Source organism: Billgrantia sp. C5P2 (genome assembly GCF_051062895.2).
Window position 1 is genome coordinate 2,219,406 of the sequence record NZ_CM128542.1, and the last position, 18,548, is coordinate 2,237,953.

The 18,548-nt window shown below is 64.8% G+C and carries 15 protein-coding genes; 10 read left to right on the top strand and 5 right to left on the bottom strand.

Annotated elements, in window-relative coordinates:
* Positions 1–31 precede the first annotated feature (31 nt).
* From pal to ACRWQA_RS10185, 3 genes are read left to right on the top strand one after another with little or no spacing between them, the layout of a single operon-like run.
* The gene (gene pal / locus ACRWQA_RS10175) at positions 32–568 is read left to right on the top strand and encodes a peptidoglycan-associated lipoprotein Pal (protein ID WP_263579987.1); all 537 of its coding nucleotides are present in this window, start codon (positions 32–34) and stop codon (positions 566–568) included.
* 36 nt (positions 569–604) lie between these two features.
* Positions 605–1,375, top strand: coding sequence for a tol-pal system protein YbgF (gene ybgF / locus ACRWQA_RS10180; protein ID WP_434227500.1), 771 nt, complete (start codon positions 605–607; stop codon positions 1,373–1,375).
* Between the two features lie 27 nt (positions 1,376–1,402).
* On the top strand, positions 1,403–2,161 hold the full coding sequence (locus ACRWQA_RS10185; protein WP_263579985.1) for a YciK family oxidoreductase: 759 nt from the start codon (positions 1,403–1,405) through the stop codon (positions 2,159–2,161).
* Between the two features lie 23 nt (positions 2,162–2,184).
* On the opposite strand, the gene ACRWQA_RS10190 is transcribed toward ACRWQA_RS10185, so the two are convergent.
* Positions 2,185–2,847, bottom strand: a complete 663-nt coding sequence (locus ACRWQA_RS10190) for an HAD-IA family hydrolase (protein WP_434227502.1) — start codon at positions 2,845–2,847, stop codon at positions 2,185–2,187.
* On the bottom strand, positions 2,844–3,563 hold the full coding sequence (ubiG, locus tag ACRWQA_RS10195) for a bifunctional 2-polyprenyl-6-hydroxyphenol methylase/3-demethylubiquinol 3-O-methyltransferase UbiG (protein ID WP_434227504.1): 720 nt from the start codon (positions 3,561–3,563) through the stop codon (positions 2,844–2,846). Before ubiG ends, ACRWQA_RS10190 begins: the two co-directional genes overlap by 4 nt.
* A gap of 167 nt (positions 3,564–3,730) precedes the next feature.
* Here ubiG and galU point away from each other — a divergent pair, with 167 nt between their 5' ends.
* The 6 genes from galU to msrA all read left to right on the top strand — a co-directional run bounded on the left by galU (position 3,731) and on the right by msrA (position 13,782).
* A complete protein-coding gene (gene galU, locus ACRWQA_RS10200; protein ID WP_434227506.1) occupies positions 3,731–4,621 on the top strand; it encodes a UTP--glucose-1-phosphate uridylyltransferase GalU in 891 nt (296 codons plus the stop codon).
* Positions 4,622–4,626: 5 nt separating this feature from the next.
* A complete protein-coding gene (locus ACRWQA_RS10205; protein ID WP_434227508.1) occupies positions 4,627–5,940 on the top strand; it encodes a UDP binding domain-containing protein in 1,314 nt (437 codons plus the stop codon).
* A 78-nt stretch (positions 5,941–6,018) separates the two neighbouring features.
* Positions 6,019–6,936 (top strand): coiled-coil domain-containing protein, encoded by a 918-nt coding sequence (locus tag ACRWQA_RS10210; protein WP_434227510.1) that lies wholly within the window; start codon positions 6,019–6,021, stop codon positions 6,934–6,936.
* Positions 6,937–7,002: 66 nt separating this feature from the next.
* On the top strand, positions 7,003–8,874 hold the full coding sequence (tamA, locus tag ACRWQA_RS10215) for an autotransporter assembly complex protein TamA (RefSeq protein WP_434227512.1): 1,872 nt from the start codon (positions 7,003–7,005) through the stop codon (positions 8,872–8,874).
* A 2-nt stretch (positions 8,875–8,876) separates the two neighbouring features.
* Positions 8,877–13,106, top strand: a complete 4,230-nt coding sequence (tamB, locus tag ACRWQA_RS10220) for an autotransporter assembly complex protein TamB (protein WP_434227514.1) — start codon at positions 8,877–8,879, stop codon at positions 13,104–13,106.
* A 61-nt stretch (positions 13,107–13,167) separates the two neighbouring features.
* Complete coding sequence (gene msrA / locus ACRWQA_RS10225; RefSeq protein WP_434227516.1) at positions 13,168–13,782, top strand: peptide-methionine (S)-S-oxide reductase MsrA; 615 nt, start codon at positions 13,168–13,170, stop codon at positions 13,780–13,782.
* Here msrA and ACRWQA_RS10230 read toward each other — a convergent pair.
* From ACRWQA_RS10230 to can, 3 genes are all read right to left on the bottom strand, one after another.
* On the bottom strand, positions 13,763–14,803 hold the full coding sequence (locus tag ACRWQA_RS10230) for a hydrolase (RefSeq protein WP_434227518.1): 1,041 nt from the start codon (positions 14,801–14,803) through the stop codon (positions 13,763–13,765). The two genes, msrA and ACRWQA_RS10230, sit on opposite strands and share 20 nt — an antisense overlap.
* 4 nt (positions 14,804–14,807) lie before the next feature.
* Positions 14,808–16,118 (bottom strand): Xaa-Pro dipeptidase, encoded by a 1,311-nt coding sequence (gene pepQ / locus ACRWQA_RS10235; RefSeq protein ID WP_434227520.1) that lies wholly within the window; start codon positions 16,116–16,118, stop codon positions 14,808–14,810.
* 69 nt (positions 16,119–16,187) lie between these two features.
* Positions 16,188–16,841 (bottom strand): carbonate dehydratase, encoded by a 654-nt coding sequence (gene can, locus ACRWQA_RS10240; protein WP_434227521.1) that lies wholly within the window; start codon positions 16,839–16,841, stop codon positions 16,188–16,190.
* Positions 16,842–17,018: 177 nt separating this feature from the next.
* Here can and gorA point away from each other — a divergent pair, with 177 nt between their 5' ends.
* Positions 17,019–18,380: a glutathione-disulfide reductase gene (gene gorA, locus ACRWQA_RS10245; RefSeq protein WP_434227523.1), complete on the top strand. Its 1,362-nt coding sequence runs from the start codon at positions 17,019–17,021 to the stop codon at positions 18,378–18,380.
* Positions 18,381–18,548: the final 168 nt, after the last annotated feature.

The following is an 18,548-nucleotide window of genomic DNA, read 5'->3' on the forward strand; positions in this document are numbered from 1 at the left end:
GTGTCACTCGAATCCTGTGAGGAGTTTGACGATGCAATTCAAGTCGCATGCCAGAACCCTGGCAATTGCCCTGTCCCTGGCTCTGGTTGCCGGCTGTTCGAGCACCGGGGGAAGCCGTGATGGGTCCATGGATGGCACAGGCGCCAATGGCGGTGCCGGTACCGGTACCGCCGGCTCGGGCCAAGTCAGTGGCTCCGGCGTCAGCGGCGATCGCGCCGGCCAGCAAGCCGATGGGCGCATCCCCGATGTCCGCACCATCTACTTCGATTTCGACCGCGACAATATCCGCCCGGAATTCGAGTCGGTACTGGTCGCTCATGCCCGTTTCCTGCGCTCCAACGGCAATGCTCGTGTCGTCCTGCAGGGCCACACCGACGAGCGTGGCACCCGCGAGTACAACATGGCCCTCGGTGAGCGCCGCGCCAACTCGGTGAAGCGCTTCCTCGAGGTGCAGGGCGTCTCACCGTCACAGCTGGAAGTGGTCAGCTATGGCGAAGAGCGTCCGGCGGTGCGTGGCAGCAGCGAGGATGCCGGTGCCCAGAATCGCCGCGTTGTGTTTGCCTACTGAGCGAACTGGCGCAATCGTGCGCCAATGGAGTAAAGCATGAGACACAGTCTGAAAAGGCTGTGCGGCGCGGGAGCCCTGGTGCTCCCGCTGTCCGTGATGAGCCTTGTAGAAGCCCAGCAGCGCCCGATCGTCGAGGACCGCACCGCACAGCCGCGAGGATTTCTCGAACAGGCCGAGGTACGTGAAGAAGCCGGCGGCAGCCTGGTGATGTACAACCAGTTGCAGGAGCACCAGCGCGAGATCCAGCAGTTGCGTGGCCAGATCGAGGAACTGCGCCACCAGCTCGAGCAGTTGCGCAACCAGACCCGCCAGCAGTACCTCGACCTCGACGAGCGGTTGATGGCCGGCAGCGCCGGTATCGAGGCCAACCCGGCGGTCGATGAGGAGTCGGCTCGGCAGGTGGCGCAGACTCCCTCGCCGAGCGGCAACAGCCCCGACGCCCAAGGCGCCTACCAGGCTGCCTTCGCCAAGGTTCAGGCGCGTCAGTTCGACGAGGCAATCGCGGCCTTTACTGCCTTCGTGCAGGACTACCCCGATACCAGCCTGACCGCCAACGGCTATTATTGGCTGGGCGAGCTGCATTCGGCGGAAGCCAACCTGGACCAGGCGGAAGCCGCTTTTCGCCAGGTCATCGATAACTTCCCGCAAAGCAGCAAGGTGCCCGACGCCCTGTACAAGCTCGGCCTGATCAAGGCGCGCCAGGGTGAAATCGAAGAGAGCCGCGGGCTGCTCGAGCGCGTGCGTGACGACTACCCCGACAGTAGCGCTGCCGGGCTTGCCAACGATTTCCTGCGCCAGTCCCTGTAAGGGGCTGGCATCGTCCAAGGAGTCAAGATGACCTGCAAGATCGACTATGCGGCGCCCGCCGACCTGCTCTCCGATCGCATCATCCTCGTGACGGGGGCCGGTGATGGCATAGGCCGTGCGGCTGCCCTGGCCTTTGCTCGCCATGGCGCCACGGTGATTCTGCTAGGCCGTACGATCGCCAAGCTGGAAAAGGTCTATGACGAGATCGAGGCCGCAGGCGGTCCGCAGCCGGCCATCTTCCCGCTCAATTTCGAAGGCGCCACGCGCAAGGATTACCACGACATGGCCGAGACCTTGGACAAGGAGTTCGGTCGCCTCGACGGTATCCTGCACAATGCCGGGTTGCTTGGCCGCATCACGCCGTTCGAGCAGTACAATCCGGAGCTTTGGGAGCAGGTGATGCAGGTCAACATCAATGGGCCGATCTGGATGACCCAGGCCCTGTTGCCACTGTTGCAGGCCTCGCCCGATGCCTCGGTGGTCTTCACTTCATCCAGCGTAGGACGCAAGGGGCGGGCGTTCTGGGGCGCCTACGCAGTGTCCAAGTTCGCCACCGAAGGCTTCATGGAAGTGCTGGCCGATGAGGTCGAACATCTGGGCACGCTGCGCGTCAACTCGCTCAACCCCGGGGCAACCCGCACGGCGATGCGCGTCAATGCCTATCCGGGGGAGGATCCGAATACCCTTCGCACGCCGGAGGAGATCATGCCCACCTACCTGTGGTTGATGGGGCCGGATAGCAAGGGGCATAACGGCGAGCGTTTCGACGCCCAGCCGCCCAAGTAAGCAATTGCAGCCTGCCTGGTAACTCAGGCGGGCTGCAGCAGGGCCTCGACCAGCGTCTCGCAGGTCTCGAACCACAGGTCGGCCGGCCACTCCCGGTAGTCGTCTCCCTCCTCGATGTAGCCGTAGCCGACGGCGACGGCGACCATGCCGGCGGCGCGTGCCGCCTGCATGTCGCGCACATGGTCGCCGATGTACCAGCATCGCGACGGAGATACGCCGAGCTGTTCGGCGGCCGCCCATAGCGGCTCAGGGGCCGGTTTGCGCTGCGGCAGGTCATCGGCGCACAGCAGCGCTCCCGGTGTCAGACCGAGCGCCTCGACGAGGGGCGCTGCATAGGCGCGGGGCTTGTTGGTGACGATTCCCCAGGGCCGGTTCCTGGCTTCCCAACGACCCAGCAACCGCTCGAGGTGAGGGAACAGGCAACTTTCCACGGCCAGCGCTTCACCATAGGCCTCGAGCAGGAACTGCCGGGCTTCATCATGGTCCTGGTGTTCCTTGTCGAGCCCCAGCGCCAGGGTGACCAGGGCACTGCCGCCGTTGGAGACCTGTGCGCGGATCAACGGGTAGGCTAGCGGCTCGAGCCCATGGTGGGCGCGCAGGGCGTTGGTCGCCCGGGCCAGGTCCGGCGCGGTGTCGACCAGCGTGCCGTCGAGATCGAACAGCAGCGCCTGCGGCTGGGATGTCATGCCGGCTCCCGGCGGCAGTGCATCAGGTAGTTGACCGAGACGTCTCGCGACGAAAGGCGATAGCGGCGTGTCAGCGGGTTGTAGACCAGGCCGCTCTGCTCACGCACGGAAAGCCCATGCTCGCGGCACCAGCCGGCCAGCTCGGCGGGGCGGATGAACTTGCGATATTCATGGGTGCCGCGCGGCAGCATCCGTAGCAGGTACTCGGCGCCGACGATGGCCAGGGCATAGGCCTTGGGGTTACGGTTGATGGTCGAGAAGAACAGATGTCCGCCCGGCTTGACCAGCGTGGCGCAGGCCAGGATGACCGAGCCGGGATCGGGGACATGCTCGAGCATCTCCATGCAGGTCACCACGTCGAACTCGCCGGGATGCTCTGCAGCCATGGTTTCGGCGCTGGCCTGGCGATATTCGACCTCGACGCCGCTCTCCATGGCATGAAGGCGTGCGACGCCGAGCGGCGCCTCGCCCATGTCGATGCCGGTGGCCTGGGCGCCGCGATGTGCCATGGCCTCGGTCAGGATGCCGCCACCGCAGCCCACGTCGAGCACCTTGCGGCCGGCCAGCCCGCAGCGGGCATCGATGAAGTCCAGGCGCAGGGGGTTGATGTCATGCAGCGGCTTGAATTCGCTGTGCGGGTCCCACCAGCGGCTGGCCAGGGCCTCGAACTTGGCGATCTCGCCCTGGTCGACGTTGTGGTGGAAGGTTGCGCTCATGTGGTCTCTCCGTGTCAATTGGTCTGGCACCCTGGCAACATTCTTTACCTTCGGTATCATGCACATTGTACCCGTAGCTGCCCGGGCTTTCCCATGATGGAATCTAAGGACAGGCCGGGGAGTCCCATTCACCGACCGATCGTTCACCTACCGACAAGGAAGGCACCATGATTCGCAAGGCCGTACTGCCCGTGGCTGGATTCGGCACCCGCTGCCTGCCAGCCTCGAAGGCGATTCCCAAGGAAATGATCACCATCGTCGACCGTCCCGTGATCCAGTACGTGGTCAATGAGGCGGTAAAGGCGGGTATCCGTGACATCGTGCTGGTGACTCACGCCAGCAAGAGCGCCATCGAGAACCACTTCGACACCCACTTCGAACTCGAAGCCACGCTCGAGGCCAAGAACAAGCAGGAGCTTCTCGACGAACTGCGCGCCATCGTGCCCGCCGACGTCAACATCATCAGCGTGCGTCAGCACGAGCCCCTGGGGCTAGGGCATGCGGTGCTCTGCGCCCGCCCCGTGATCGGCGATGACGAACCCTTTGCCGTCCTGCTGCCCGACGTGCTGGTGGACGACGAAGGCCTCGAGCGCAACGACCTGGCCGGGATGATCGATGCCTATGAGACCACCGGGCGCTCGCAGCTGATGGTCGAAGAGGTGCCCTGGGAGAACGTCCACAAGTACGGCATCGTAAGCCCCGAGGGCGAGCCGCCTGCCGCTGGCAAGTCCTGTTCCCTGGCTGGCGTGGTGGAGAAACCTGCCCGCGAGGAGGCGCCTTCCAACCTGGCAGTGATCGGCCGCTACGTGCTGCCGGGCAGCATCTTCCCCTTGCTGGCCGAGACGCCCCCCGGCGCCGGTGACGAGATCCAGTTGACCGACGCCATCGAGACCCTGCGACAGCGTGAGGGTGTCGATGCGTGGCGGATGCGCGGCAAGACCTACGATTGCGGGCACCAGCTCGGCTACCTCGAGGCGACGCTGGTCTACGCCCGTCGTCACCCGCGCTTGGGCGAAGGGTTCCGCGAACTCCTCGAACGCTATAGCCAGGTGAGGTAAGCGCCATGCGCATCGAGATACACGGAAGTGAGCTGGCGGCGGCGACGGCCGCCGCCGCCCTCTCCTGGGTGGGACATCAGGTGCGTTGGGTGCCGCATGAAACGATGCGCTGGCCATCGCTCAAGGCGGCCGACTGGCTGCGACGGGAACCGGACCTGCTCGATCGTCTCGAAGAGGGGTTGGAGCAGGGAACCTTGCGCCTGGCCAACGGCGAAGGCGATATGTCCCCGCAGGGTATCGATATCCTCTGGCTTGCGCTGTCTCCTGAGCAGCGCGAGGAAGCTGGCGACCTGGCGGCCCGCGTGGCCGCGCGGCAGGAGAACTCGCTGACCCTGGTCAACAATTCGACCTTTCCCGTCGGCGAGACCGAGCGGCTCGAAGCGCGTCTGGGGCCTGGCCAGCGCCGCGCGGTGGCCCTGGTCGACATGATCGAGGAGGGGCGGGCTTGGGCCAGCTTCACTCGTCCGGGTCGCTGGCTGCTGGGCTGCGACGATGATCGGGCCGAGGCCCAGGTCCGCGAGCTGCTGCGAGCCTTCAACCGTCGTCGCGACGTGATCCAACTAATGCCACGCCGCGCCGCCGAGCTGACCAAGCTGGCGACGATCGGCATGCTTGCCACGCGAATCAGCTACATGAACGAGATCGCGGGACTCGCCGACAGCCTGGGGGTCGACGTGGAATACGTGCGTCAGGGCATGGGCGCGGATTCGCGCATCGGCTACGAGTACCTCTATCCCGGCTGCGGCTTCGGTGGCCCTCACTTCTCGCGGGACCTGATGCGCCTGGCCGATGTGCAGGAGGCCAGCGGTCGCCACTCGGCACTGATCGAACAGGTGCTGGACATCAACGAGCAGAAGAAGGAGACGCTGTTCCGCAAGCTCTGGACCCACTTCCACGGCCAACTCGAAGGGCGCACTCTGGCAATCTGGGGGGGCGCCTTCAAGCCGGGTTCGGCGCGCATCGATCATGCGCCAGTGCTTACGCTGCTCGAAGCGCTCTGGGCCCAGGGCGTGCGCGTGCAGCTACACGATCCGGCAGCGACCCCGGCACTGCGCACCGAAGTCGGCGATCACCCGCTGCTGACGCTGTTCGACGGTGATCCCTATGCTGCCTGTGATGGGGCCGATGCCCTGATGCTGGTCACCGAGTGGAAGCACTATTGGAACCCGGACTGGCCACGGCTGGCCGAGCTGTTAGGCGAGCGTCTGTTGCTGGATGGTCGTAATATCTACGACCCAGGCCACGTGGCCAGCTGGGGGCTGACCTATCGTGGCATCGGTCGCCGCGCCGACGCGCAAGAGCGCTTGACGACGCGTTGAGGCAGCAGTGTGCGCGCAGGGGCTTGACCTGCTTACAATGGACGGGCGCCTGCCGCATCTGCCCAGAAGGAGTTTGACATGCCCGAAGCGCGTCCCTCCGAGCGACGTCCTATCGTGCCCGATCCGGATTCCAGCCTGACAAGGCCGCGCCGTTCTTCGCCACCGCAACCGCGGCTATGGCCCCTGAAGTTTGCCGTGCTGTTGCTGCTGGCCATGTTGCTAGCGGTATCCTGGCTGGGCTGGCAGGAGCGCGAACGCATGAATACCCAGATGCAACAAATCTCCGCCGAGATGTCTAACGTTCATGCCCGCTTCGATGCGGAAGAGGGGCGTGGCGATCGCCTCGAAACCATCGAGTCGCGCATCGCCTCCACGGAGGAGCATACCGAATCGATCGTGGCGCGCATGGCGGGCCTGGAGGTCGAGGTGCAGCAGGTCGGGGAAGGAGATGCCTCTCGGTTCGAGGCGCTCGATGAACGAGTTGACGACGTGTCGGCAAGACTCGAGCGGCTCATGCAGGAGGCCGAGAATCGTGACGCTTTGCTCGCGGCGATACGCACATCCCTCGACTCGTTGGAACGCGTCGGCAACGAAGGCCGTGAAGCCTTGGCCGCAAGGATCGAGACGCTCGCCGAGGCCAGCGAGCGCCAGGGGCAACGGCTTTCCGAATGGCAATCGCAACAAGATGAAGTGGCACAGCAGCAGCAGAGCGTGAGAGCATCGTTCGACGAGCGACTCGAGGCCGTGGACCAGCGTTTCCAGCAGCTCATGGAGCAGGAACTCGCAGCTCTGGAAGAGAGCATGGAAGCACGGGAAACGGCAATGGAAGAGCGCCTCGACGCTCTGTCCGCCGAGATCGAGGCGACCGCCGAACGCGACGATGCCTCACAGGCCGTCGACAGCCTTCGGGGACGCTTGACGTCGATGGAAGCCGAGTTGCGGGAGCTGCGTCAGGAGCAGCTGTCGCTTAGCGCAGGACTGGAAGCCCTGCGGTAATTTTGCCTGACCCCGCCGTGGGTCGGGCAAGAGTCAAGTCGGGAAGCCGTGAATATGGGAAGAGGCGTGATCTCACGCATGGGGGCGGCGGCCCTGTGTCTCGGCATGGCGCATGGAGCGCTGGCATTGGAGGCACGTATTGATGGACTGGAAGGCGATGTTGCCGATAACGTCCGCTATTACCTGAGTGACCTGGACGCTGCTCAGTACGACCGCCGTCGCCTGGAAGGCGAAGCGGTGCGTCGTACGCGCGAAGCCGTGCGGGTGTACGGCTACTATGAACCGCGCATACGTTCACGCCTCGATGAGCAGGATCCACCTCGCTATGTCACTCTCGCCATCGATCCCGGACCGCAGGTGGTCATCGAGACCCTCGATATCCGGATCGAAGGCGAGGCTGCCAAGGACAAGCCCTTTCGCGATACCGTCGACGCCTTTCCCTTGGCAGAGGGTGATCCCCTGGTGCATGCACCCTGGGATCGCATGCGCAGCCGGTTGGCCAATCTCGCCCTCGAGCGCGGCTATTTCGACTGGTCCTTCACCGACCGGCGCATGGAGGTGCGGCCCTTCGACGAGAGTGCCAGGCTCTACCTCACCCTCGACAGTGGCCAGCGCTACGATTTCGGCGACATCGCGATTCGCGGTAGTCATATCGTCAAGGATCGGTTGCGCAACATGGCCCCGTTCGAGCCTGGGGAACCCTATCGGGCCGGCGAGGTAGCACTTTATGCGCAGCGTCTGGGCCAGACCAACTGGTTCAGTTCGGTCAGCGTGCGCCCCCGGCTCGATGCCCGGCGCGAACTGGCCCTGGCGCCACCGACATTGGGCTGGTGGAACCAGGTGTCAACCGAGGGCGACGCCACGCTTCCACAGGCTCCGTCCACGCGCACGGCAATGGTCACCGGACCGCGGTTGTCGGCCTCGGCTCTGTCTGCCGTCGCCAGCCTGAATGTGCCCGAGCGTCCCAATATGCCGATCGATGTGGTGCTGGCCCCGGCCGACCGTCATCAGTTCGAGACCGGCGTCGGCTACGCCACCGACGTCGGGCCGCGTCTGCACTTCGCCTGGAACCAGCCGTGGATCAATCGTTACGGACACAGCCTCGAACACGACTTCTTCATTTCCCAGCCGGAGCAACACCTGACCGGTACCTACCTGTTGCCACTGGATAACCCGTTGCGCGACCAGTACCGCTTCCAGTATGGCTTGCGTCATCGCGACAACGAGGATACGCAATCCAACGAGGCGACGGTCGAGCTGGCACGGCGCTGGGAGTTCGACAACCGCTGGGTGCAGACTCTGTTCGTGCGTGCCACCTTCGAGGACTTCACCCAGGGCGGGGAGGACGCAAGTGTCTTCATTTACTACCCGGGAGTGAGCTGGTCGCGGACGCGGACCCGTGATCCCCGCTTCCCCACCTGGGGTGACCGCCAGCGCATCACCCTGGAATACTCCGATACCGTCTGGGGCTCGGACGCCGACTTCCTGCGCGTGACGGGCAATACCGAATGGATACGCATGCTCGGCGATGACCTGCGGTTCGTCACTCGGCTGGGTCTGGGTGCCATCGAGACCAGCGACTTCTCCCAGGTGCCGCCCTCGTTGCGCTTCTTCGCCGGTGGCGATCGCTCGGTCCGAGGCTACGGCTACGAAACCTTGGCACCACGCAACGAGGAGGGGTTGTTGCGCGGCGGCCAGCAGATGCTGGCCGGAAGCGTCGAAATCCAGCGCCGCGTGACCGGAAATTGGTGGGGGGCTGCCTTCGTCGACAGCGGGGACGCCTTCGATGACTGGTGGCCGCAAGACCTCAATACCGGTGCCGGCCTAGGCGTACGGTGGATTTCCCCCGTCGGACCGGTGCGTTTCGATATCGCCCACCCCTTCGATGACGAGGAGAACTCGTGGCGCCTGCACTTCGCCATCGGCCCGGAATTCTGAGAATGCGGCGTCTGACCCTTGCCATTCTGAAGCTACTGTTCGTGCTACCCGTGCTGGCAATCGGCGTCGTGCTTCTCGTGCTCGGCCTCGCACTGTCACCCTGGGGGGCCGGCTTGCTGCTGGAGGAGGGAGCCAAGCGCGGCTTCTACCAGTTGGAGCGCGTCGAAGGGGCTCCGCTGGATCGCCTGGTGCTGCATGGTTTCCAGATCGAAGCGGGCGCGGTCGAGATCGCCGCCGAGCGGCTCGAACTCACCTGGGCGGATGATTGCCTGCTGCGTGGCCGGCTATGCATCGAGCGACTGGCCATGCAGGGCGGTCGTGTGCGGTTGCAGGCGAGCGCTACGGCGGAGTCACAAGATCAATCGCAGGCAGAGACGGGCGGCCCCATCCGTTTGCCGCTTCCCCTGGAAGTGCGTGAGCTGGTGCTGGAGGATACTCGGCTACGCTTGGCCGACGGTACGCGGATCGCGCTTGCCCACCTGACGATGGCAGCCCAGGCGGAGAGCTCGCGGCTGCAGCTGGCCACTTCTCGTGCCGAGGGCCTGCGTGTGGTCCTGCCGCTCAGCACCGAGACGACGTCCGAATCAGCAGGAGAGACGGAAGAAGCGGAAGAACCACTTTCTCGCCCGTCGTTGGGGACATCTGACGGGGCACCGCAGGACATTGCCTCGCCGTTCCGCTTTCCGCTCGACATCTCGGCGCCGGAGCTCGAAGTGGAGGATGTCGAGCTTCGGCTCGCCGACGGCACGCGTATCGCCTGGGATATGCTCCATACCGGCATCGAGGCAGAGGGGGAGACGCTGTCCTTGCTGCCCACGCGGCTCATTCAACTGCAAGTCGCCATTCCGCCACCCGGGGCGGCGCGCCTGGCCCTGGAGGCAACAACGGACGCCGTCGTGCTGAGCGAGCAGGCTCTCGCTGCCGTTGAAGCCGTGCGGGCTCCGATAGCCGAGCCTTCGTTGCCCTTTGAGGAGCGCGAGCGCATCGCGCTGCCCGAGGTCGTGCTGCCGCTGACAGTGTCGGCGCCACGTATCCGCCTCGAGGGTATCGAAGTGCGAGGCCCGGTGGACTACGACCTGCGTCATCTTACGCTCTCCCTCGAGGCGAGCGGCCAGCAGGTCGACGTCACCGCTCTGGACGTCGCCAGCCTCGATGTCGATGCCCGCTTGACCGCGCGTGTCGAGCTACGTGATGACTATCCGCTCGAGGCGCGGTTCGAAGCTGCCCTGTGGCTACCCGAGCTGGCCGGCCAGCGCCTCGACCTGAGACTGGATGGCAGCCTGGGCGAGCTGCGCGCGCAACTCGACGCCCGTGGGCCGGTGGATGCCAGCCTGTCGGCCCAAGCCGATGTACTGGACCCCAGCGTGCCATTCAATGCCTCGCTGCAGAGCGAATTCCTGCGCTGGCCGCTACCAATGACGGCGGAATTGTCGCAGGAGGAGCTCGCCGAGCCCTACGTGGTCGAAGATCTCGCCCTACGGCTGTCAGGCAGTCTAATCGATTACAGCGCGGCGCTGACGATGCGCCTGGAAGGCCCCGACATTCCCCTGACCCGGGTCGCCCTGTCGGGAAGCGGCGATTTCGAGCACTTCGCCTGGACGCCGCTGTCACTTGCCCTGGGCGATGCCTCGGTGGTCAGCCGCGGGCGGGTCGAGTGGCAGGATGGGCTCGACGTCGAGGCCACGGCACGGCTCGACAATGTCGATCCCGGGCTGTTCACCGATGCCATGGAAGGCCGCCTCGACGGCAACCTGGACATCTCCTTCAGCCAGACTCCTCAAGGCTGGCAGCTGCGCGTGCCACGGTTGGCCATCGACGGCGAACTTCAGGAGCTGCCGTTGTCGTTGCGTGCGCGCCTGGCAGGGAACAGCGACATGCAGTGGCAAGTCGAGGAATTCGATTTTCGTCAGGGCAACAACCGCGTCACGGCGAGCGGTGCGATTTCCGACAGGCAAATGGACCTGAGTGGAGATCTCTCGCTCACCGAGCTTGGCAGCCTGCACGATGAACTGAGCGGAAGCCTGACCGGGCGCTTCCGCACCGAGGGCACCCCGGAGCGGCCAAGGTTGAACCTCGACCTGCAGGGGCGGGAACTGGCTTTCGCCGATAACCGCCTCGAGACGTTGCGGCTCAGTGGCAGCGTAGAGGGCCTGGGCGATCCCGAACTCGACATGAGTCTCGATATCGAACGCCTGGTCGCGGGCGGGCAGCGTTTCAGCGATGTGTCGCTGGACCTGACAGGGCGACTCTCGTCGCATCGGGCCGAACTCACCGCCATCGCCGGGGTCGGCATGCCGCTGTCGAGAGCGTCACTGGTGCTCGAGGGTGGCCTTGCCACCGAGCGGCAGCGCTATACGGGGCGTATCGACCCACTGGAAGTCGATAGCGATTATGGCGAGATGCGCCTCGACGAACCGATCGTCTTCAGCGCCGATCTGGCGAGCGGTCGGGCTCAGGTGCAGCCGTTCTGCCTGCGCCGCGAGCAGGGCGGTCGTCTGTGCCTGGACGATACGCTACAGGCCAGTGCCGACCAGGGGGAGTTATCGCTGTCGGTGCAAAGCCTGCCCATGGAGTTGCTCGCCGAATTGCTGCCGGAAGAGTGGCGCGCCAGTGGTGAGACCAACCTGGAGCTGCAGGCGCGCTGGCGGCAAGGGGGGCGCCAATGGGACATCAAGGCGGACCTGGCAAGCGAGCTGAACCTGGAAGGTGCCGATATCTACGGCCAGCCCTGGTCGATGCCAGATACGCGCCTGAACGCACGAGTGGAGGCCAGCCAGGCACGTACGACGCTGGAACTCGAGCTGGAACTCGGCGACGCGGGCCGCCTCGACCTCGACATCGGCCTGGACGACCCGCTGGGAGCCGGTGAGCTGAACGGCGTGCTGGTCCTCGACGGCCTGGACCTGTCGCGCTATCGCACCCTTACCGAGGGGCTCGACATGCTGGAAGGCATCGTCGCCGGCCGGGTCGGAGTTTCGGGAACGCGGGACAACCCGAGCCTGAACGGTGCGCTCGAACTCACCGGCCTGCGTGCCTCGGGGCTCGATGTGCCGTTGATCGTCGAGGATGGCCGCATACGCGTCGAGTTCAATGGCAACAGCGCGCGACTCGTGGGTTATGTGGCGAGTGACGAGGGGCGTCTGGTCATCGATGGCAATGCCAGTTGGCCGTCTCTCGACGAGTGGCGCATTGCCGTGGATCTGGACGGCACCCGGAGCCCGTTGCTGGTGAGCCTGCCCCAGTTCGGCCGCCTGCGCGTCGCGCCAGAGATTGCCGTGCGGATCAATCCGCAAGAGCTACGCGTGCGTGGCGACGTCCAGGTGCCCTGGGCCAGGCTGGAAATTGGTGAAGCCCCACCGGCAGCCGTCAGCCCAAGCCCCGATGAGATCATCATCACCCGCCGTGACGAGGCGCGTGCCCAGCAGCGCGACGAGCTCGAGGCGACCGCCGGTACCGATGAAGCGGCCGCGGTGGCCCTGCGCGAAGCGGGCATGCGCCTCGACGTGCGCATCAATCTTTCCCTGGGGCCCGACATGAAGCTGGAAGCGATGGGCCTCGAGACCGAGCTGCTCGGCACCCTTCAGGTGCGTCAGCAGGATGGGCCGGTACAGCTGTTCGGTGACGTCAGCCTGACCGACGGACGCTTCCGTGCCTTCGGCCAGGACCTGCTGATTCGCCAGGGGGAGCTGTTATTCAGCGGTCCTCCCGACCAGCCACTGCTCGACTTCGAGGCAATTCGCAATCCTGATGCCACCGAGGATGGCGTGGTGGCGGGGCTGCGCGTGACCGGCTTCGCCGCCGAGCCGACCCTGACGATCTTCTCCGAACCGGCCATGGACGAGGCGCGGGCGCTCTCCTATCTGCTGCGCGGCCGCGCCCCGAGGGACGGCGACGCTGATGGTGCGCTGACCTCGGCACTGGTCGGCCTCACCCTGGGGCGCACCGGCGGCGCCGTGGGAGCAATCGGTCAGGCGTTCGGTATCGACGATCTGGCGCTGGAGACCGCAGGGGCCGGCGACGACAGCCAGGTGGTGGTCAGCGGCTACCTGACAGAGGATCTGCGCATCAGCTATGGTGTCGGTATCTTCTCGCCGATCGCCGAACTGACGCTGCGCTACACCCTGTGGCGCAACCTCTACGTGCAAGCCGTCTCGGGGGCTGCCCAGGCCGTTGACCTGGTGTACATCTTCACCCGGCCGGGCAGTCCGCCGAAGCTTGACGAGACGCCATGATCGACCGCCCCGTGACCGATGTCGCGGGGCTCCAACCGCACCCGTTCACAGGAGAATCGTCATGACCATCGAGCCTTCCCATGCCTTGCCGGGTCGCGATACGCCAGTGCATGTCTCGGGTGTACATGCCGTCAACGGCCGCTCGATGCTGCCGCCTTTTCCCGAAGGGTGCGAGACGATCGTCTTCGGGCTCGGTTGTTTCTGGGGCGCCGAGCGCCTGTTCTGGCAGCTTCCGGGCGTATACGTCACGGCGGTTGGCTATGCCGGCGGCGTAACGCCCAACCCCACCTACGAGGAGACATGCACCGGACGCACCGGCCACGCCGAGGTGGTCCGGGTGGTTTTCTCTCCCCAGGAAGTGAACGTCGAGACGTTGCTCCGGGTGTTCTGGGAAGCGCATGACCCGACCCAGGGCATGCGACAGGGCAACGATGTCGGCAGCCAGTATCGTTCGGCGATCTATACCACCAGCGATGCACAGCTCGTCGCCGCACAGCGCAGCCGTGACGCTTATCAATACTCGCTGGCCCAGGCCGGGCGGGGACGGATCACCACGGAAATCGCGCCTCTCGACGTCTTCTACCTGGCGGAGGAGTACCACCAGCAGTACCTGCACAAGAACCCGGGTGGCTACTGCGGCCTGCGGGGGACCGGGGTCAGTTGTCCGATCGGCTGAGATGTCGACCCATGGCCGACTGCCAGGAGACGCCGGTGTCGGCCCAACAGGCCAGCTCGTGCGCCAGGCGTTGCCTCAGCCACGGCTGCAGGCGACGGTTGCGCCACTCCATGAAGCCGACATGGCCGCCGTGTCGGGTGATCTCCAGGCGCACCGCATCGGCTGGCTCGGGTAACCGCTCGAAGAGTGCGGCGGGCATGAAGGGATCGTCGTCGGCGTGCACGATCAGGGTGGGCAGCTCGACCTCGCCGAGCAGGCGTCCGGCGGAGGCGCGGCGGTAGTAATCCGCGGCATCGCGGAAACCATGCAGCGGCGCGGTTACCGCATCGTCGTAGCCGCGCAGGCTGTCGATTCGCGCCAGCGCGTGACTATCCAGTGCCAGGGGCAGCTCGCCCCGCGCGAGCCGTGGCGCCACCTTGCGTTTCAGCGCGTTCAGCAGGTGACGTTCATAGATTCGCGAAAAGCCGCGATGCAGCCTCTCCGCGCTTGCGGCGAGGTCCAGCGGCGCACTTATCACGATCGCGCCGGCGAGGTCGAGGCCACCGCCGCCCTGTTCGGCAACGAGCTTGAGCAGCATGTTGCCACCCAGCGATACGCCGGCAGCCACTTTCAATGCCTTGGGGTAGCGCCGCGACAGTTCGCTTATCAGCCAGTAGGCGTCGGCAGTGTCGCCGCTGTGGTAGGCCCGGGGCAGGCGATTCGGCCGGCTGCCGCAGCCGCGGAAATGCATCAGCAGCGCCCGCCAGCCCATGTCGCCGGCGGTTGCCAGTAGCCAGCGGGCATAGGGCGACTGAAACGAGCCTTCGAGGCCATGGAACAGTACGAAGACCGGCGCCTCCGGGCTGGCAGGGGCTGGTCGGATCCAGTTGAGCTCGACGAAATCGCCATCGGGCAGCTCGAGGGTCTCGCTTTCGCATGTGAGCCAGGGCCGAGGGAGCAGGCGAGGCAACAGCGTCTGCACGTGCGGGTTGGTCAATCCGCGCGGGGGAGCGAAGCCGACCTGCTGCCACCGTTCACGCATGGGGTCACTCGATCTCTGGGGTGAGGTTCCTGGCTGCGTTGGTTGTGACATGCACGTTATCTTCGATGCGAATGCCGCCATGGAAAGCCAGGCGCTCGATCAAAGCCCAGTTCAGGTGCTGCCCCGCGGGGCCTGACTCGAGCGGCTCGAGCAACATCGGGATAATGTACAGTCCCGGTTCTATGGTGACCGCCATTCCCGCTTCCAGTTCCCGTGTCAGCCGCAGCGCAGGATGTTCGGTTGGCGGTGGCTGCGGAGAGCCATCGCGTGCCGTGCGGCCGGCCACGTCGTGAACCTGAATGCCGAGCAGGTGGCCGAGACCATGCGGGCAGAAGGCGCGCGTGATGCCGCTTTCGACGGCGGCTTCCGCGGAACCCTTGACCAGTTCGCTCTCAACCAGCAGCTCACCGAGCAAGCGATGCATTCGCTCATGCAGCTCGACGAAGGAGGCGCCGGGAGCGACCGCGGTGACGAGTCGCTGCTTGATGTCGTGCATGCGTGAAATCAGCGCGGCGAAGGTGGGGTCGGTGTTCGTCCCCGGCCAGGTACGGGTGATGTCGGCGCAATAGCCGCGATAGCGGTGGCCGGCATCCACCAGCAGGCTGTAGCGCTCGCGGGGCGTTTCCGTGTCGTAATGCTGATAATGCAGTACCGCGGCGTGTGAACCGATGCCGACGATGTTGCCGTAGGGCAGCTCGCTTTCACGCTGGTGCGATGCCTGGAGATAGGCCAGGTGGATGTCGAGTTCGCTGCCTCCGCTCAGGAAGGCCTTCCGGGCGGCGCGATGCCCGAGAGCGGCCATGCGATTGGCCTCGCGAAGGCAGGCGAGTTCGTACTCGCTCTTGCGCACGCGCCCTTCGTCCAGCGCGGCAAGCAGGGCGGGTGGGTTGAGTTCCGCGCTGAGTGCGGCGGACGTCGCGGCGGAGACATCACCGATCACAGCAAGGCGCCCATCGGCGGCAATGGGGGGCGCCTCGTCATAGCGGCCGGGAATTACCTCGAGCCTTTCGGTCCAGGCCTGCTCGGGCAGTTGAGGCGGCAGGTGCCAGAAATCGTCTGGCGCATGGAAATAGCAGGTGGGCCGTTGCCCGGGACGGACCAACAGCCAGCTATGGGTCAGGCCGGTCTGGCCGGTCCAGTGCTGAAAATGCCCATAGCTGTTGAAGCTGGCATGCTGGTCGTCGCCGAAGTGAAGGGCAGGGTGGCCGCTGTAGATCAGTACGCCATCGTAGCCCAAGTCTGTCAGTGTCTCTGCGTAGCACCGTTCGAGGGCCTGGAGATGGTCACGCTGGAGCGTGGCGAGTGGGTCGGACATGAGGTTTCCCTGCGGTGGACATCACTCGCAGTGTAAGCGGCACTGCGCGCGGTTTCGAGCCGGCCCGAGTCAGCTGTCGGGGGCCGCCTCTATGCGCTCGATGCGGTAGAGCGTGGCCACCTGATCGAGTCCCAGGACGCTGCAATCGAGGTCGCGAATACGACCATTGTCTAGCCCGTAGATCCAGCCATGAATGGCCAAGGGCTGGCCGCGCTGCCAAGCGTGCTGGATGGTCTTGTTGTGACACAGATTCTTGATCTGGGCTCTGACGTTCAATTCGCACATGCGGTCCACCTGTTCGTCCAGCGACAGCTCGGCCAGTTCATGGCGGTGCTGGTTGTAGAGTTCGCGTACCGAATGCAGCCAGAGATCGACCATGCCGTTGTCGCCGCCGGCAACCGCGGCCCGCACGCCACCACAGCCGTAGTGGCCGACGACCATGATGTGTCTAACCTCGAGCACGTCGACGGCGTACTGCAGTACCGATAGCGCATTGAGGTCATTGTGGTGGACAAGATTGGCGACGTTACGGTGTACGAAGACTTCGCCGGGGGGCAGCGAGATGATCTGATTAGCTGGCACACGGCTGTCGGAGCAGCCGATCCAGAGATAGTCGGGGTTCTGCTGGTTGGATAGCCGGGCGAAGAAGTCGGGGTCTTCCTGCTGCATGCGCTCGGCCCAGGCGCGGTTGTTATCCAGCAGGGCCTTGATTTCCTTGTCCATGGTCGAGTCCGTATGGCGAGGGGCTGTTGTCGTGCGCCTCTTTTACCGCCGCTGGCAGCGGTGGTCAACTTGACACAGCCACAACAGGAGTGGCTCTACACGTCGGGGGCGGCGCTGGTAAAATCGTGCGATTCGACCGGGCCGTCATCCAACACCCGGCAAGACAAGGAGAATCGAGTGTCTGACTTCGACTATGACCTGTTCGTCATCGGGGCTGGCTCCGGTGGGGTGCGTGCCGCTCGCACCGCGGCGGCAACCGGCGCCAGGGTGGCCGTTGCCGAAGATCGCTACCTGGGCGGGACCTGCGTCAACGTGGGCTGCGTGCCGAAGAAACTCTACTCCTACGCTGCACACTTTCACGATGCCTTCCAGGATGCCCGCGGTTTTGGCTGGAATCTGCCCGAAGCCCCCGTCTTCGACTGGTCCACGCTGCGTGACAACAAGGTCAGGGAGATCGCGCGGCTCAATGAGATCTACGGCCGCCTGCTGGACAACGCTGGTGTACGCTTGATCAACGGGCGCGCGCGAGTGGTGGATGCGCATCGCGTCGAGGTGGCAGGGGAGAGCTTCACTGCCGCCAAGATCCTGGTGGCCGTCGGCGGCTGGCCCTGGGTGCCCGACTTTCCTGGTCGCGAGTTGGCCGTGACCTCCAACGAAGTGTTCGATCTGGAGCAGATGCCGCGGCGTTTCCTGGCCCTCGGCGGCGGCTATATCGCGGTAGAATTCGCCAGTATCTTCAACGGATTGGGGAGTGAATCCCATCTGGTCTATCGCGGCGAGCTGTTCCTGCGCGGTTTCGATCGCGAAGTTCGCGAATTCACTCGTGAGCAAATGGCCGCCAAGGGGGTCAACCTGCATTTCGAGACCAATATCGAGAGTATCGAAAAGGTCGAAGGGGGCCTGCTGGTAACGCTCACCAACGGCGAGTCGCTGGAGGTCGATGCGGTGCTGGCCGCCACTGGCCGCAGGCCCAATCTGGAAGGCGTGGGGCTCGATACGCTGGATGTCGAGCTCAATGCCGATGGCACGCTCAAGGTGAACGATCGATTCGAGACCTCGATTCCCTCCATTCTGGCACTGGGCGACGTGACCGGTGGCCTGGAATTGACCCCCGTGGCGCTGGCGGAAGCGATGCATCTCGTACAGCAGCATTTTGGCAACGCACAGCCGGCCCCCATGGACTACCGCAACATCGCCACCGCCGTGTTCTGTCATCCCAACATCGGTACGGTCGGGCTCTCGGAAGAGCAGGCGCGCAAGCAGCACGAGGCGATACGGGTCTACCGCACCGATTTTCGTCCCATGAAACATACGCTTTCCGGCAGCGAGGAGCGTTGCCTGATGAAGTTGATCGTGGATGATGCCAGTGATGTGGTAGTTGGCGCGCATATGGTGGGCGAGGAGGCCGGGGAGTTGATCCAGGGTATCGCCATTGCCGTGAGGGCCGGTCTGACCAAGGCGGATTTCGATGCCACGGTCGGCATCCACCCGACAGGAGCCGAAGAGTTCGTCACCATGCGTACGCTTTCACGCCGCTGAAACGACCTTTGCCTAATCTCATCGGGCCGCCTTTCCGGGCGGCCCGATGTCGTTCTGATGTATGTCTCGTCTCATGGACTAGACTTCACCATGATATTCGGCAACGGACGATAATTTTTTGTTATGCAACTGTGCCGATATCATAATGCTGGTTTTGATTTGAAGATG